The organism is Blastococcus sp. CCUG 61487, from assembly GCF_005222955.1.
Lineage (GTDB): Bacteria > Actinomycetota > Actinomycetes > Mycobacteriales > Geodermatophilaceae > Blastococcus.
Genome location: NZ_LWUA01000135.1, coordinates 13766 through 28966, shown reverse-complemented (window position 1 = coordinate 28966; position 15201 = coordinate 13766). Strand labels below are relative to the sequence as shown.

The 15201-nt window shown below is 74.1% G+C and carries 11 protein-coding genes and 1 pseudogene; 6 read left to right on the top strand and 6 right to left on the bottom strand.

The window, feature by feature from the left end; genetic code table 11:
* Positions 1-279, bottom strand: a pseudogene (locus A6V29_RS08575) (hypothetical protein); the annotation flags it as partial.
* Between the two features lie 225 nt (positions 280-504).
* Between A6V29_RS08575 and A6V29_RS08570 the strand changes: the two are divergent.
* The 4 genes from A6V29_RS08570 (at position 505) to A6V29_RS08555 (ending at position 5942) form a co-directional block, all read left to right on the top strand.
* The gene (locus A6V29_RS08570; RefSeq protein WP_249933119.1) at positions 505-1305 is read left to right on the top strand and encodes an alpha/beta fold hydrolase; all 801 of its coding nucleotides are present in this window, start codon (positions 505-507) and stop codon (positions 1303-1305) included.
* Between the two features lie 5 nt (positions 1306-1310).
* Complete coding sequence (locus A6V29_RS08565) at positions 1311-3569, top strand: SpoIIE family protein phosphatase (protein ID WP_249933118.1); 2259 nt, start codon at positions 1311-1313, stop codon at positions 3567-3569.
* Between the two features lie 166 nt (positions 3570-3735).
* On the top strand, positions 3736-4896 hold the full coding sequence (locus tag A6V29_RS08560; protein ID WP_137159912.1) for an acyl-CoA dehydrogenase family protein: 1161 nt from the start codon (positions 3736-3738) through the stop codon (positions 4894-4896).
* Positions 4893-5942, top strand: coding sequence for an acyl-CoA dehydrogenase family protein (locus A6V29_RS08555; RefSeq protein WP_137159911.1), 1050 nt, complete (start codon positions 4893-4895; stop codon positions 5940-5942). The genes A6V29_RS08560 and A6V29_RS08555 overlap by 4 nt, the downstream gene beginning before the upstream one ends.
* 99 nt (positions 5943-6041) lie before the next feature.
* Here the strand turns inward: A6V29_RS08555 and A6V29_RS08550 are convergent, their stop codons facing one another.
* The 4 genes from A6V29_RS08550 to A6V29_RS08535 form a co-directional block, all read right to left on the bottom strand.
* Complete coding sequence (locus tag A6V29_RS08550) at positions 6042-7076, bottom strand: hypothetical protein (RefSeq protein WP_137159910.1); 1035 nt, start codon at positions 7074-7076, stop codon at positions 6042-6044.
* A gap of 16 nt (positions 7077-7092) precedes the next feature.
* Positions 7093-7713 carry a hypothetical protein gene (locus A6V29_RS20780; protein ID WP_170977774.1) on the bottom strand — a complete coding sequence of 207 codons (621 nt, stop codon included), beginning with the start codon at positions 7711-7713 and terminating at the stop codon, positions 7093-7095.
* Between the two features lie 98 nt (positions 7714-7811).
* Positions 7812-8558, bottom strand: coding sequence for an acyl-CoA thioesterase domain-containing protein (locus A6V29_RS08540; protein WP_212719157.1), 747 nt, complete (start codon positions 8556-8558; stop codon positions 7812-7814).
* A complete protein-coding gene (locus A6V29_RS08535) occupies positions 8555-9292 on the bottom strand; it encodes an acyl-CoA thioesterase domain-containing protein (protein WP_212719155.1) in 738 nt (245 codons plus the stop codon). The genes A6V29_RS08540 and A6V29_RS08535 overlap by 4 nt, the downstream gene beginning before the upstream one ends.
* A gap of 182 nt (positions 9293-9474) precedes the next feature.
* Between A6V29_RS08535 and A6V29_RS08530 the strand changes: the two genes are divergently transcribed.
* Complete coding sequence (locus A6V29_RS08530; RefSeq protein ID WP_170977773.1) at positions 9475-10314, top strand: SGNH/GDSL hydrolase family protein; 840 nt, start codon at positions 9475-9477, stop codon at positions 10312-10314.
* A 4-nt stretch (positions 10315-10318) separates the two neighbouring features.
* On the opposite strand, the gene A6V29_RS08525 is transcribed toward A6V29_RS08530, so the two are convergent.
* Entirely contained in the window at positions 10319-11356 is a 1038-nt protein-coding gene (locus A6V29_RS08525) for a glutathione S-transferase family protein (protein ID WP_137159908.1), read from the bottom strand.
* 188 nt (positions 11357-11544) lie between these two features.
* Here A6V29_RS08525 and A6V29_RS08520 point away from each other — a divergent pair, with 188 nt between their 5' ends.
* Positions 11545-15153 carry a TM0106 family RecB-like putative nuclease gene (locus A6V29_RS08520; RefSeq protein WP_137159907.1) on the top strand — a complete coding sequence of 1203 codons (3609 nt, stop codon included), beginning with the start codon at positions 11545-11547 and terminating at the stop codon, positions 15151-15153.
* Positions 15154-15201: the final 48 nt, after the last annotated feature.

Sequence of the window (15201 nt, the reverse complement as noted above, 5' to 3'; positions counted from 1 at the left end):
GCCACGGCGTCGCGGGCGGCCGGGGTGGGCGGCGAGCAGCTGGGCGAGCAGGTCGGCGTGGCGGGTGAGCGCGGCGGTGCGCGCGGGCTCGGCCCGGGGCGCCCAGGCCAGCAGATCGGCGAGCAGCCGGAACTCCCGGCGGAACACCCGGTGCAGCACCCGCTGGTAGGAGGCGGCGCGGCCCCCGGGCGGCGCGGTGCGGGGTCCGGTCACGACGTCGTCGGCGGGTGTCCGGGGAGCCGGGACGACCGCGACGGAACCGAGGGTGGAGGTGGGCATGGCGTACCTCGCGCGGGAGCAGGGCGCCCCGGCCGGTTCCGGGTACGACGCGGCGGAGCGTAGGGCGGGGCCCGGCGGCGTCGACGCCGCGCTGTCCGCGGTGGTCGCGGCGGTGCAGGCCACGCCGGATGGCCTGGCGTTCCGCATCCGCCGGCTGACCGGGGGTGACCGCGCCGGAGGCCGGAGTCCGCAGACAGCGGAACCCGGCTCTCGTATGGTCGCCCGGTGGGGAACGTCCTGGAGCGCAACTGCGTGCGGCTCGCCGGCCGGCCGGATGCCCGCCCCATGATGTTCGCCCACGGCTTCGGCTGCGACCAGGAGATGTGGCGGCTCGTCGTCCCCGCGTTCGCCGACGACCACCGCATCGTGCTGTTCGACCACGTCGGCGCCGGCCGGTCGGACCTACGCGCCTACGACCGGCCGAAGTACGGCTCGCTGCGCGGCTACGCCGCCGACGTCGTCGAGATCTGCGAGGAGCTCGACCTCACCGACGTGGTCTTCGTCGGCCACTCGGTGAGCGCGATGATCGGCGTCCTGGCGGAGCAGCAGGCGCCGGGCCGGTTCGGAGCCCACGTGATGGTCGGGCCCAGCCCCCGGTACGTCGACGACGGCGACTACGTGGGCGGGTTCAGCCGCAAGGACATCGCGGAGATGCTCGATGCGCTGGACGCCAACCACCTGGGCTGGTCCACCCAGATGGCGCCGGTGATCATGGGCACGCCGGACCAGCCGGCGGCGGCGGAGGAGCTCACCAACAGCTTCTGCCGCACCGACCCCGACATCGCCCGGCACTTCGCGCGGGTGACGTTCCTGTCCGACAACCGCGCCGACCTGCCCGGGGTCGCCGTCCCCACGCTCGTGCTGCAGTGCAGCGACGACGTGATCGCCCCCGAGGTCGTCGGCCGCTACGTGCACGAGCACATCCCGGGGAGCGTCCTCACCCAGCTCTCCGCCACCGGGCACTGCCCGCACCTGAGCGCGCCGGGGGAGACGGCCGCCGCGATCCGGGCCTTCCTGCCGGGATGACGGGGATGGCCGAGCTGGATCCCACCGGCATCCCCGGTCCGGACCCGTGGGGGCCGCTGGACCGGATGCTGGAGGACGACCCGGCCGACCTCTACGAGAACGCGCCCATGGGCTACCTCTCGATGCTGCCCGACGGCCGGATCGTCAAGATCAACGGCACGTTCTGCTCGTGGCTCGGCCGGTCCGCCGACTCGGTGCTGGGCACCCGCTTCCAGGAGCTGCTGAGCACCGGCGGGCGGGTCTACTACGAGACCCACCTGACGCCGCTGATGCGCATGCAGGGCGCGGTGCGGGAGATCGCGCTCGACCTGGTGCGCGCCGACGGGTCGCTGTTGTCCTGCCTGGCCAACGCGGTGCTGCTCCGGGACGACGAGGGCGCGCCGGCGCTGGTGCGGGCCACGGTCTTCGAGGCGACCGCGCGGCGGCGCTACGAGCGGGAGCTGCTGGCCGCGCAACGGGCGGCGGAGGAGTCGGAGCGGCGCTCGGTGACGCTGCAGATGGTGGTCTCCGACCTCGCCGCCGCCACGTCCGTGGCGGACGTGGGCGCGGTCATCGTCGAGCGGACCGCTGCTGCGTTCCACGCCCGCGGGGCGGCACTGGTGCTGGTCGAGGGCGCCCAGCCGACGACGCCGGACCTGCCGGGGCTGCGGACGCTGTGGTCGCAGGGCCTGGCGCCGGACCTCCTGCCGGAGCTGCGCGACGCGGCCGGCAGCCGGCTGGCCGTCGAGCTCGAGCGCGGGGTGCGCTCGATCGTCCTGGACGACGAGCTGCGGGCGGGCCAGCCGGCCCTGGCTGCGGCGATGGCGGCGTCGGCGCTGCTGGAGCTGGTGATCGTGCCGGTGAGCGCGAACGGTCGCCGGCTGGGCGTGCTGGTGGTGGCGCTGGGGGAGGGGCCCGGCGACCTGATCAGCCTGGACGAGCCCGGGGAGCGCACGCCCCTGCACCCGGCCGACGTGAACCTGCTGTGGACCATCGGCCGTCAGGCCGGTCAGGCGCTGGAGCGGGCGCGGCTGCACGAGCAGACGACGCGCCAGGCCGAGCGGGCGGCGTTCCTGCTGGAGGCGGCGCGGCGCCTGGCAGAGGCGGCCGACCTGACGCGCAACGTGGAGCGCCTGGCCGGGCTGGTGGTCAAGGGGCTCGCCGACCTCTGCGTGGTCGACCTGGAGACCGAGGAGGGGCTCGTCCGGCCGGCCGTGCGGCACCGCGACCCGGGCCGGCAGCACCTCGTCGAACGGTTGCGCCTGCACCACCTGCCGCGCCGGGCGACCGAGCACCCGAGCGTGCGCGCGCTGCGGGCCGGGCGCACCCAGTGGATCCGGTCGGTGGACGACGAGTTCCTGCGGTCGGTCGCCTTCGACGAGGGGCACCTCGAGCTGCTGCGGGAGCTGGACCTGGTCGCGGTCGTGGCCGTGCCCCTGACCGTCGAGGGGCGCCAGCTCGGCGTGCTCACGTTCGCCAACTGCCGGGAGCGCGGGCCGCTGACCGAGGCCGACGTCGAGGTGGCCGAGCAGCTCGCCCTGCAGTTGGCGCTCGTGGTGGCCAAGGCGCAGCGCTTCGACCTCGCCGTCCGCACCTCCCACGCGCTGCAGGGGAACCTGCTCCCGCCGGCGCCGCCCGCGGTCGAGGGACTGGCGACGGCGGTGCGCTACCTCCCGGCCACCCGCGGGGTAGACGTCGGCGGGGACTTCTACGACGTCGTCCCGCTGCCCGGGGACGAGGTGGGGCTGGCCGTGGGCGACGTGGTCGGCCACGACATCACCGCCGCCGCGACGATGGGTCAGCTGCGCAGCGTCTACCGGGCGCTGCTGGCTGACGGGCCGGGGCCGGGCGCCGTCGTCGACAGGCTGCAGACCGGCTGGCCGCTGCTGGGGCTGCAACGGATGGCGACGGCGCTGTTCGCCTCGCTGGACCCCGCGTCGGGGCGGCTGCGGATCGCCTCGGCCGGGCACCCGCCACCGGTGCTCGTCGTCGACGGGCGGGCGGACTTCCTGCCGGTGCGGCCGAGCCGGATGCTGGGCGCGCCGCCGTCCGCGGCGACGGAGTGGCTGGGGGTCATGCCGCCGGGGGCCACGCTGGTCCTGTTCACCGACGGGCTGGTGGAGAGCCACTCGGCCGACATCGACGAGGGGTTCGACCGGCTGCTCGCCGCGGCGTCGTCGGCGGGGACCTCGGAGCCCGGCGAGCTGTGCGACCACCTGCTGCGCGAGCTGACGGGGCCGCACCGGGCCGACGACATCGCGCTGCTCGCCCTCACCCGCTGCTGACCTCCGTGATGATCAGGGTCCCTGGTCACGATGGGACCTCCCTCACGGTCTACCGCGAGGGAGGACCCGGGATGACCAGGTGACCTGATCATCAGGGCCGTGGGGCGGGAGGTGGCGGCACACTGCAGAATCGGCCGGAGGACGTCGATCTCGAGCTGGGAGCCGCATGAGCAACCCGTTGACCCTGTCGCCGGCGCCGCAGTCCGAGGCGGCCGAGCAGGTGCGCGGCGAGGTCCGCGACTTCCTCGCCGAGGAGCTGGCCGCCGGCACCTTCACCACCCACGTCGACACCTGGCTGTCCGGCGTCGACCCGGAGTTCAGCCGCAAGCTCGGCGCGCGCGGCTGGCTCGGCATGACCTGGCCGAAGAAGTACGGCGGGCACGAGCGCTCGGCCATGGAGCGCTACGCCGTCACCGAGGAGCTGCTCGCCGCCGGCGCCCCCGTCGCGGCGCACTGGATCGCCGACCGGCAGTCCGGTCCCAACCTGCTGCGCTACGGCACCGAGAAGCAGCGGCAGGAGATCCTGCCGCGCATCGCCCGCGGCGAGTGCTACTTCGTCATCGGGATGAGCGAGCCCGACTCCGGCTCCGATCTCGCCTCGATCCGCACGAAGGCGGTGCGCAACGAGTCCGGCGACTGGGTGGTCAACGGCGCCAAGGTGTGGACGTCGAACGCGCACGTGTCGCACTACGGGATCGTGCTGGTGCGCACCGCCCCGGTGGACACCGCCAACCGGCACGCGGGCATGTCGCAGCTGCTCATCGACCTGTCGCTGCCGGGCATCACCGTCAACCCGATCCGCATCCTCGACGGCGGCCACCACTTCAACGAGGTCGTGTTCGAGGACGTCGTCGTCCCCGGCGACATGCTGCTCGGCACCGAGGGCGACGGCTGGCACCAGGTGACCGCGGAGCTGGCCTTCGAGCGGTCGGGGCCGGAGCGGTTCCTGTCGACTTATCCACTCGTCGCCGAGTTCGCTCGTCGAGTGGTCGACTCGGGCGACTTCGCCGCGCTGGCCGCGCTCGGCCGGCTCTCGGCGCGGCTGCTGGCGCTGCGCCAGATGTCGCTGCGGATCGCGGCGGCGCTGGACCGCGGCGAGCTGCCGAACATCCCCGCCGCGCTGGTCAAGGACGTCGGGACGACGTTCGAGGCCGACGTCATCGACGAGGTCCGGCGGGTGGTCGACGTGCTGCCGTCGCTGGACTCGCCCGACCCGCTGGCCCGGGCCCTGGCCGAGGCGCAGCTGCACGCGCCGGGCTACACGCTCCGCGGCGGCACCAACGAGATCCTGCGCGGGATCGTGGCACGTGGATTGGGGCTCCGGTGAGCGATCAGGACCTGGTGGTCGAGACCGTCCGCGACATCCTCGGCGCGCACGAGCCGTTCGACCTGACGCCGGAGCGGCCCTGGGACGAGGGCCTCTGGACGGCGCTGGCCGGGGCCGGGCTCACCGGGGTGGGACTGCCGGAGTCGGCGGGCGGCTCCGGCGGCGACCTCGACGACGCCGTCGCGATCGTGCGCACGCTGGCCGCGGGCGCCGGTGCGGTGCCGGTGGCCGAGCAGCTGCTGGTGGCCGGCCCCGCGGTGATCGCCGCCGGGCTCCCGCTCCCGCCGGTCGAGGAACCGCTCACCTTCGGTTCCGCCGAGAACGTCGTCGCCACCCCCTCCGGGGACGCCTGGACGCTGTCCGGAACGGTGGCCGACGTCCCGTGGAGCGGCGTCGCCGCGCACGCGGCGCTGCTGGCGAACGGCCCGGACGGCGCGGTGCTCGCGCTGCTGCCGACCGCGGGGCTGACGGTGCTCACCGCGGCCAACCTCGCCGGAGAGCCGCGCGGTGCCCTCGTCGTCGACGGCGTCCGCGCGCTGGCCGCCCCGCTGAACGCCGGGCAGGTGCGCGAGCTGCGGGCCGGCTACGCGCTGGCCCGGGCGGTGCAACTGACCGCGGCGCTGGAGCAGGTGCTCGCCTGGACCGTGCAGTACGCCGGTGAGCGGCAGCAGTTCGGCCGCCCCCTGGCGAAGTTCCAGGCGATCCAGATGGAGCTGGCGGAGATGGCAGGCGAGGTGACCGCGGTGACCGCGCTGACCGACGCCGCCGTCCAGGCCCTGCACCACGGCTCGGGCGACTTCTGGCTGGCCGCCGCCGCGGCGAAGGTGCGGGCCGGTGCGGCGGTCGAGGTGGTCGCGCGGCTGGCCCACCAGGTGCACGGCGCGATCGGCTTCACCCAGGAGCACCGGCTGCACCACCTCACCAAGCGGCTGTGGTCGTGGCGGGACGAGGCCGGCAGCGAGCTGCTCTGGTCGCGGGTGCTGGCCCAGGGCCTGCTCGCCGACGGCCCGGACGGGCTGTGGCCGGCGCTCACCCGCGTCGTCTGACCGGCAGCGTCACCCTCGAGTCGATCATCGTTCGCGTGCGCGCCGCCGCGGCGTGTGCAGCGGTGTCGCGGGCACGCAGACGATGATCAACTCGAGGGGTCAGGGGAGGCGGCGGGGAATGCAGGTGGCGGGGTCCTGCCCGTTGGCCGCGCACCAGGCCCGCACCTCGGGTTCGGCGGCGAACCCCTGGGCGGCGACGGTGAGCCACCAGTCGTCGTCCACGTCCTCTCCCGCCACGTCGTCGCCGCGCAGCAGCAGCACCGGGAGGAACGCCGAGTAGTCGCGGTGCCGGGCGGAGAAGGCGGTCGCCGCGTCATCGGCGTCGCCGATCTGCGCGGACGCGAGCTGGGGCACCCACGGGCCGGCCAGGTCGTCGGCCGCGGCGGCGTCGGCCGCCCGGATGCTCAGCAGCCCGGCGACCTTCTGCGGTGGCCCGGCCGGCCCCCGCCCTTCCTCCTGGAAGCGGGCGATGCCGGCGCCACCGGCGAGGAGGAGCAGGGCGACGACGACGCCGGCGAGCGACGCACTCGCCGCGCCGCTGATCCCCGATCCGGGCTGGTCGTCACCCGAGGAACGCCAGTGGGCCACGCCCGAGATGGCGAGACCGAACGCGAGCAGGCAGACCAGGCAGACCGGCACGAGGTCCCAGAGCCGGGCGTCGACGACGTCGAGGGTCGTCCAGGCCGCACGCCCCGTGGCCAGCGCCAGGAGCACGCCGAGGACGCCGACGACGACGTCGGGCAGCCGCACCCCGACCAGCCCCACGCCGACCAGCAGCAGCGCCACGACCCCGGCGACCGCCGCCACCCACGAGGGCCAGAACCACGGCTCGCCGCCGCCCGGCCAGGTGGTGGCGGCGCTGCGGGCGGCCGCGGCGGCACGGTCGAAGACGTCGAAGTCCAGCCGGTCGAAGACCACCGGGGCGAGGACGAGCCCCAGCAGCAGCCCGGCGCTGGACAGCAGCGAACTCCCGGCGGGGTGCCTGCCGAGCGGCCGCCCGGTCGCCGGGCGGAACCGGCTCCGCCTCGGCTCGTCGGGCGCGGCGGCCGTCTCCGGAGCGTCCGTGTCGGGCTCGTCCGGAGCGGCGTGCCGGCCGCCGGTGTCCGTGCCGGGGGTGGGGTCCGACGTCGTCACGTGTCCGCCCCCCCGCTCAGACCGTCTCGGGGACGCGCAGGTGGGCGAGCACGAGCTCGAACGCCTGGTCGTCGGTCACCTCGCTGCCGCGCTGCCGGTGGAACTCGGCCAGGAGCGGGGCGAGCTGGGTGGTCGCGACCTCCAGCGCGGCGTCGTCGGCGTAGGTGATCGCGCTCGACGTCCGGCCCTGCTCGGGATCGGTCAGGACGCTGACGCTGCAGAAGCCGGGCAGGTCGGCCAACCGGGGGACGACGGCCTCGGCGAACTCCTCGAGCGTGTGGTCGAGCCCTGCCGGGTCACTGCGGGTCCACGTCACGCGGGTGCGGGCGCCGGGCGGCGCGCTCCGCACGCGGTGCAGCAGGGCGACCCGCCACTCGTGCACGTCCGGCGGGCTCTGCAGGATGTCGGCGGCCCGGGCGCGCATGCCCCTCATCTCGCCGGCGCTGCGGTGCAGGGCGGCGGCGTCGTCCCAGGAGCTGGTGATGATGCACCGGCCCGAGCCGCGGTCGGCCAGCATCGAGACCCCGACGTAGCCGTCCATCCCGAGGAGCGCGGGCATGGCCTTGTCGCGGACGTAGTGGATCGCGTCGTCGACCCTGTGCGGGTCACCGTGGAAGCCGGTCGAGCGTGCGTACATGCGCGTTCCCCCTCGGACACCGGCGGGAGCCCGGGAGGCAACCGCCGCCGAGGGTCACTGTCCCGCAGGGCGACCGGTCGGGAAAGCCGGAGCAGGTGTCAGAGCGCGCGGATGTTGGCGACGGCGACGGCCATGCTGAAGCCGATCGGCCCCTTCTCGTCGTGCACGGTGGCGTGCCCGGTCGCGACGCCGTCCTCGCTGACGTGCCCACCGGACTCCAGCCCGACGTACTCACCGACCGGGTCCCGGCTGAGGGTCAGCGTGTAGTCGGCGTTGATGAACTCCAGGTCGTCCTCGCCGCGGTGGGCCAGGGGGCTGGCGACGTCGGCGGCCAGCACCGCCCGGACGAAGGGGGACAGCGGCTCGCCGTCGACGAGCGGGCCCTCCTCCCGGATCCACATGCGGCGGCGGACCGGATCGCCGTCGGCGGCGAACTCCGCGAAGGACCGGCCGAACGACGCCGGATCCGGCGCGTCCCAGGCCGGGGTGCGGGTCGGCACCGGAGCGGAGGGCTGCTCGCCGCGGCGCAGCTGCACCGCGCTCGCCCGGGCGACGGCGCCGACGCCGGCGGTCACCGTCGCCTCGGTCACCCGGATCCGGCGCCCCTCCCGGACGACGACGCTGCTGACCGAGACCGGCTCGAACGGCGCGTTGCGGAACATGTCGACGGTGACCCGGCTGAACTGGAACTGCGGGTCGCCGTAGGCGGTCTCCAGCTCGCGGGCGAGCAGGCCGCCGAGCAGCCGGCCGTGGATCATGCCCGGCACCCACCAGCTGCGGGCGCTCTCGCCCGGCGCGAACCCGTCGCCGGCCGGGGTGAAGTAGGCGGGGCGCACCCCGGTCACACGGTCCGCACGTTGGCGACGGCGATCGACATGCTGAAGCCGATCGGCCCCTTCTCGTCGTGCACCGTGGCGTGCCCGACCGCGATGCCGTCCTCGCTGACGTGCCCGCCGGCGGAGAGGCCGACGTACTCGCCGACCGGATCGCGGCTGAGGGTGAGCGTGTAGTCGGCGTTGATGAACTCGAGCTCGGTCTCGCCCCGGTGCGCCACCGGGCTGGCCTCGTCGGCCGCGAGCGCGACGCGGACGAACGGGGTGAGCTCCTCGCCGGCCACCAGCGGGCGGTCCGCGTGGATCCACATGCCGCGGCGGGAGTGGTCGCCGTCGGGGACGAAGGTGAAGTAGGGATCGGTGATCCCCGCGGGGTTCGGCGCGTCCCAGGCGGGCGTGCGGGTGGGCACGGGGCTCGGCGGCTGCTCGCCCCGGCGCAGCTGCACGCCGCTGGCGCGGGCGACCACGCCGATGCTCGTGACGACCTTCGCCTCGGTGACGCGGATGCGTCGACCCTCCCGGATCACCTCGGTGGTGAGCTCGACAGGTTCGAAGGGGGCGTTGCGGAACAGGTCCACGGTCAGCCGGCTGAACTGGAACTCGGGGGAGCCGTGCGCGGTCTCCAGCGCGCGGGCGAGCAGGCCGCCGAGCAGTGGACCGCTGAGCATCCCGGGGGTCCACCAGCTGCGGGCGTCCTCGTGAGGGACGAAGCGACCGTCGGACAGGGTGAAGAAGGCGGGCGGCACGAGGAGGGCTCCTGGGAGTTCGAGGACCAGGCCGACACCCGGGGCGATCGGCTGGCTGCGTCGTCCCGACCATAACGTCGCCGCTCACCGCCCTATGCCGGTGCGGCGAGGTCCGGACCGCGGTTGTGACGCGCATCGCAGGGATGCCGGCCCGCCGACTGCGGTGCCCCTACGGTGACCGCATGCGGAGCAGGTCGCGACTCGTGGCGGCGACGCTCGCGACGTTGCTGCTGGCGGCGTGCTCGGAAGAGGTCGGGGCGCCGGAGCCGGAGCCACCCTCGGTCACCGCCGACGCGGATCCCGGGAGCTACCTCGCGCTCGGCGACTCCGTGCCCTTCGGCTTCCGCCCCGCCGGGCCGGCCGACTACGCCGACCCCGCGGACTTCGTCGGCTATCCGGAGCTGGTCGGCGCGGAGCTCGGCCTGGAGGTGCTGACCACCGCCTGCCCCGGCGAGACGACCGCGACCTTCCTCGATCCGACCGAACCCGACATGGGCTGCCACGGGGCGGAGGGCTACCGGACGAGGTTTCCGACGCACGTCCCGTACGCGTCCCCCGAGCAGTCGCAGCTCGAGCTCGCGCTCGACCTGCTGGAGGAGCACGACGACGTCGAGCTGATCACGCTGCAGCTCGGTGCCAACGACGCCGGCGTCTGCCACACGTCACCGGGCGGCTGTGCGGACCCGGTGGAGCAGGAGGCGATGACGACCGCCGCGCAGGGCAACCTCGACCGCATCCTGCGCACGCTGCGCGACCAGGGCGGGTACGACGGGCGGATCGTCGTCGTCACCTACTACGCGCTCGACTACCCGGGCGAGCCGGCGGGGATCGGTGTCGACCTCGCCGGGGTCCCGGCGAGCCACGGCGCGGAGGTGGTCGACGGGTACGAGGCCTTCCGCGAACGCGCGCTGGCCGCCGGGGGCAGCTCGGTGGCGGCCGGCCTGGTGATCCCCGACGACATCCACCCCACCGACGAGGGGCAGCGGCTGCTGGCCGCCGCGGTGCTCGCCGTCGTCGGGTGACGGGTCATCGGTGCGGGATGCCGCCCGGACCGTGCTCCGCCGGCACCTGCTCACCCTCGGGCGTCGGCCCGGGCGGGGTGCCGTCGCCGAACGGCGAGCCGCCGAGCTCCTCGCGGCCGTGCGGGGTCAGCCAGACCGACGTGTCCGGGCCCGCCGGGATGATCTGCGTCGGGTTGATGTCGGCGTGGACGACGTAGTAGTGCTCCTTGATCTGCGGGAAGTCGGTCGTGTCGCCGAACCCCGGTGTCTGGAACAGGTCCCGGGCGTAGGCCCACAGCGCGCGGAACTCGGTCAGCTTCTGCCGGTTGCACTTGAAGTGGCCGTGGTAGACGGCGTCGAAGCGGGCCAGCGTGGTGAACAGCCGGACGTCGGCCTCGGTGATCGTGTCGCCCATGAGATAGCGCTGCCCGGTCAGCCGCTCCTCGAGCCAGTCCAGCGCGGTGAACAGCCGCTCGTAGGACTTGTCGTAGGCCCGCTGCGAGGCGGAGAAGCCGCAGCGGTACACGCCGTTGTTGACCTCGGTGTAGATCCGCTCCATCACCTCGGCCATCTCGTCGCGCAGCTTCTCCGGGTACAGGTCGGGCGCCCCGTCGCGGTGGTACTGCGTCCACTCGGTGGAGAAGTCCAGCGTGATCTGCGGGAAGTCGTTGGTGACGACGGCCTTGGTGGGGACGTCGACCATCGCCGGCACCGTGATGCCCTTGGGGTAGTCCGGGAACCGGGCGAAGTACGCCTCCTGCAGCCGCTCGTAGCCCAGCACCGGGTCGCGGCCGCCGGGGTCGAGGTCGAAGGTCCAGCTCCGCGCGTCGTGCGTCGGGCCGGTGAGCCCCATCGAGATGACCGGCTCCAGCCCGAGCAGGCGGCGGACGATGATCGCGCGGTTCGCCCACGGGCAGGCGCGGGCGGCGATCAGCCGGTAGCGCCCGGGCTCGACCGGCCAGCCGTCGCGGCCGTCGGCGGTGATGCGGTCGGAGATGTACTTGGTGTCCCGCTGGAACTCCGGCTCGACGTATCCCGAACCGCTCCTGCTCGTGTCGCTCACACGCTCCACCCTGGCCGATTCCGCGGCTCGGCGCAGCCTCGCGCGCGGAGTGTCGCGTTGACCCGGTTGAGGGACACGCCGAACCGGGGACCGGAAACGTGTCAGAGGCGTCCACTATCCCTAGGTCGAGGTCGCGCCCGTCCGGACGGCGGGGCCGACCGGACCGGTACCGACGACGGAGGCAGCACGTGCACACGATCGACGGGGCTGTCGTGTACTCGGCGACCGACCTGCTCACCTGGCGGGGGTGCGCGCACGCGTCCCGGCTGGACGCACTCGCGCTCACCGACGCCGAGCTGCGGGCCTGGCGCGACGCGCAGAAGCGGCTGGCGGCGGACGCGGGGTCCGGCTTTCCTCCGCCGGCGAACCTGCGGGGTGACGAACACGAACAGGCGATGCTCGACCGCCTCATCTCCGAGGGACGATCGGTCGTCGACATCCCGCGTCCCTCCGGTTCGCACGGGCTGCCCGCCGCAGCACGCGCCACGGAGCGGGCCCTGCGCGACGGCGTCGACGTGGTTTACCAGGCGGCGCTCGTCGACGGGCCGTGGTTCGGCTACGCGGACTTCCTCGTGCGAGTCGACGGTGCTCCGAGCGCGCTCGGCGACTGGTCCTACGAGGTGCGCGACACCAAGCTCGCCCGCAGGCCGTCGGCCGGGGCGCTGCTCCAGATGGCCCACTACGGGGCCATCCTGGAGCAGCTGCAGGGGGCGCCGCCTCCGCGGCTCGTGGTCTGGCTGGGTACCGGCGAGGAGTTCTCCTGGCCCTACGGTGACGCGCTGCCGTACCTCGAGGAGCTGCGCGCCCGGTTCCTCGCCTTCCACGCCGCCCCGCCGGAGACGGTCGCCGACCCCGTCGACGCCTGCGAGGGCTGCACGTGGTCGGTGCGGTGCGACGAGGAGTGGGGACCGGAGGACCTGCGCCACGTGCACCGGCTCACCCGCCGGCAGCGCGCCCTCCTGCGTGAGGCCGGCATCCGGACCGTCGCCGACCTGGCCCGGGCATCCGACCAGGCACGACCCGGCGCCATCGGCGAGGCAACCTTCGCTCGGCTGCGAGGGCAGGCAGCCGCGCAGGCGGGTGCCGATCCGTTCGTCTTGATCCGCCCGCAGCCACGCGACGCCGGAGTCGTCGGAACCCCCGCCCCGCACCCGCTGGACATCTACTTCGACCTCGAGGGCGACCCGTTCGCCGCCTTGCCGACGCTGGACTACCTCTGGGCGTTCTGCGGTGCCGACCAGCGGTACGAGCACCGCTGGGCCCACGACGTCGAGCAGGAGAGAGAGGCCTTTCTCTGGTTCCTCGACGAGCTGCGCAAGCGAGAGGCCCAGGGCGGGGAGTGGCGGGTCTACCACTACAACTCCTATGAGGTCACCGCGCTGACCCGGATCGCGGAGGCGTGGCCGAACCCCGAGGAGGGAGCGCGGCTGCTCGCGGAGGTGCAGCACCTCGTCGAGACCCGGTTCGACGACCTCTACCGCCGCGTCGAGTCCGCGCTGCGCGTCCAGGGCGGGAGCACATCGCTCAAGTACGTGGAGAAGCTCGCGGGCTACGACCGCAGTGGCGTCGCCGCCTCGGTGGCCCGGGCCGACGAGAGCATCGAGGCGTACGAGGCTTATCTCCGCGCCACCGATGAGGACGAGCGGGCCGAGCTCCTGGACGGCATCCGCAGTTACAACGAGCACGACGTGAAAGCCACGCGCGCGGTGCACCTCTGGCTGCGGGGACTCGCCTCCGCGCTTGCCGACGGCGACCTCCTCGACGAGGTCGAGGACGAGTGGACGCCGTCCGACGACGTGCTCCGGCGCATCGAGAGCACCGCCGAGCTGCAGTCACGGCTGCGTGCGGCAGCCACGACCGCCGAGGCCGCGGGACGTCCGCTGCCGTCGGGGGTGTCGGTCACCGGTGCCCGCATGCTCGCCGAACTGCTCGAGTGGCACCGGCGCGAGTTCGTCGTCGCCTACCAGGACCACCGCCGGCTCAAGGAGTGGGCGGCAGGTGCCGACGGGCAGGACCTCGCCGATGCACCGGCGGTGCCGCCTCAGTGGGCTGAACTCAACGGCGAGCCCGCGCCGGTCACCCGGGTCCGTCGGGGCACCGAGCACGAGTCGTGTCTCGTCGATGTCGTGGCCGGTCGGGTGCACCCGCCGGTGACGGGAAGGAAGAACGAGGCGCTGCTCCGTGAGTACCGCTGCCGGCCCGGTGCGTGGAAGCTCCGCGCCGGTGACCGGGTGGTCGAGGCCGTGCCGTCGGGCGACGACGGGAAGGCGGTGACGCTGGAACTGCAGGACTTCGATGCCGCGGCCGGCACCTTCACGGTCAAGCGGGGCAAGACGCCACCGCCTGGGCCGTACGTGGCGACGCCGTTCATCGACCCCCCGGTGGTGTGGGAGTCGCTCATGCGACTCGGGGAGAGCGCGCTCCTCGCCGAGCCGGAGCCGCCCGCTGTGACGGGACTGCGGCTGCTCGACCGGGAATTGCCGATTGCGGCCGGTGTGATGGGTCCGTTGCCCGGCGAGGAAGCGGGTGACCGCGCCCGGCGTCTGCTCGGAGAGCTGACCGGGGGCGTCCTGCCCGTCCAGGGCCCGCCCGGAACGGGCAAGACCTGGCTGGCCGCACGGCTCGTCCTCGACGAGATCGACCGTGCCGCCGCACGAGGAGAGGCCGCCTCGATCGGTGTGGTGGCCAACTCCCACCGAGTCATCGACCACCTGCTGGAGGGGATCGCCGAGCTCGTCGCCGACAGGGGTATGGACGTCGGCGTCGCCCACATCGGCAAGCCCGAGCAGGTCTCCGCGGCGGGAGTGGCCTGTCTCACCGACGGCGGCAAGGCGCTCGCGCCGTGGTTGGTCGACCAGCGCGCAGCGGGCAGGCCGGCAGTCCTCGGCGCCACGAAGTTCGGCTGGGCGCGAGCCGACGCCGCCCGGTGCCTCGACCTGCTCGTCGTGGACGAGGCCGGACAGGTGTCGCTGGCCGACGCGCTGGCCGTGGTGCAGGCTTCCGCGCGCGCAGTCGCCCTCGGTGATCCGCAGCAGCTGGCGTCGCCGATCCAGGCCAGTCACGACGAACTCGTCGAGGTCTCGCTGCTCGAGCACCTCGCGCACGGCGCACCGGTGCTCCCCGACCACGTCGGCGTCTTCCTCGATGTCACCCGCAGGATGCACCCGGCAGTCTGTGACGTGGTCGGCACGCTGGCCTACGAGGGCGCGCTGACCGCGCACTCCACGGCGGCCGCCCGCTCGCTCGTCGGACCGGACCTGGTGGTCGCCGGGCACCGCGTACCCCTGGAGCCTGGTGTCGTCTGGTTGCCCACGGATGCCGACGAGGTGGCTCAGGCCGACGTCGCCGCGGGCCTGGTCCGTCTTCTGACCGAGCGGGCCAGGGTGACCGACGGGACGTCGACGACCAGGCTGACGTCGGACGACATCCTGGTGGTCGCGCCGCACAACGCGCACGTCAATCGCATCCGCGCAGCGCTCGCCGCGGTGGTGCCGGACGCGCGTCCCGAGGATCGGGTGGGCACGGTCGACAAGTTCCAGGGCCGCGAGGCGCACGTCGTCGTCTTCGCCCAGGGGCGGCCCGCGGAGGAACCGGGGGACGTGCCGTTCCTCTACGAGGTCAACCGGATCAACGTGGCGCTCTCCCGGGCCCGCCTGCTGGCGATCGTCGTCGCCCATCCGGACGCCGTGTTCCCGCCGGTGTCCACGCCCGACCACCTGCGGCTGGCGAGCCGTTTCGTGGCTGCGGTCCATGACCGCAGAGCGGCCCCGGTGGAAGCATCGGGCCGCGACCGGTAAGAGCCGCAGTCCCGAGGGGGAGCAGGGCCGCGCAGAATGCGGGAGCGG

Coding starts and splice junctions, on each gene's coding strand:
- A6V29_RS08560 (WP_137159912.1), top strand. CDS start 3,736: ATGAGCAACCCGTTGACCCTGTCGCCGGCGCCGCAGTCCGAGGCGGCC.
- A6V29_RS20780 (WP_170977774.1), bottom strand. CDS start 7,713: ATGTACGCACGCTCGACCGGCTTCCACGGTGACCCGCACAGGGTCGAC.
- A6V29_RS08530 (WP_170977773.1), top strand. CDS start 9,475: ATGCGGAGCAGGTCGCGACTCGTGGCGGCGACGCTCGCGACGTTGCTG.
- A6V29_RS08565 (WP_249933118.1), top strand. CDS start 1,311: ATGGCCGAGCTGGATCCCACCGGCATCCCCGGTCCGGACCCGTGGGGG.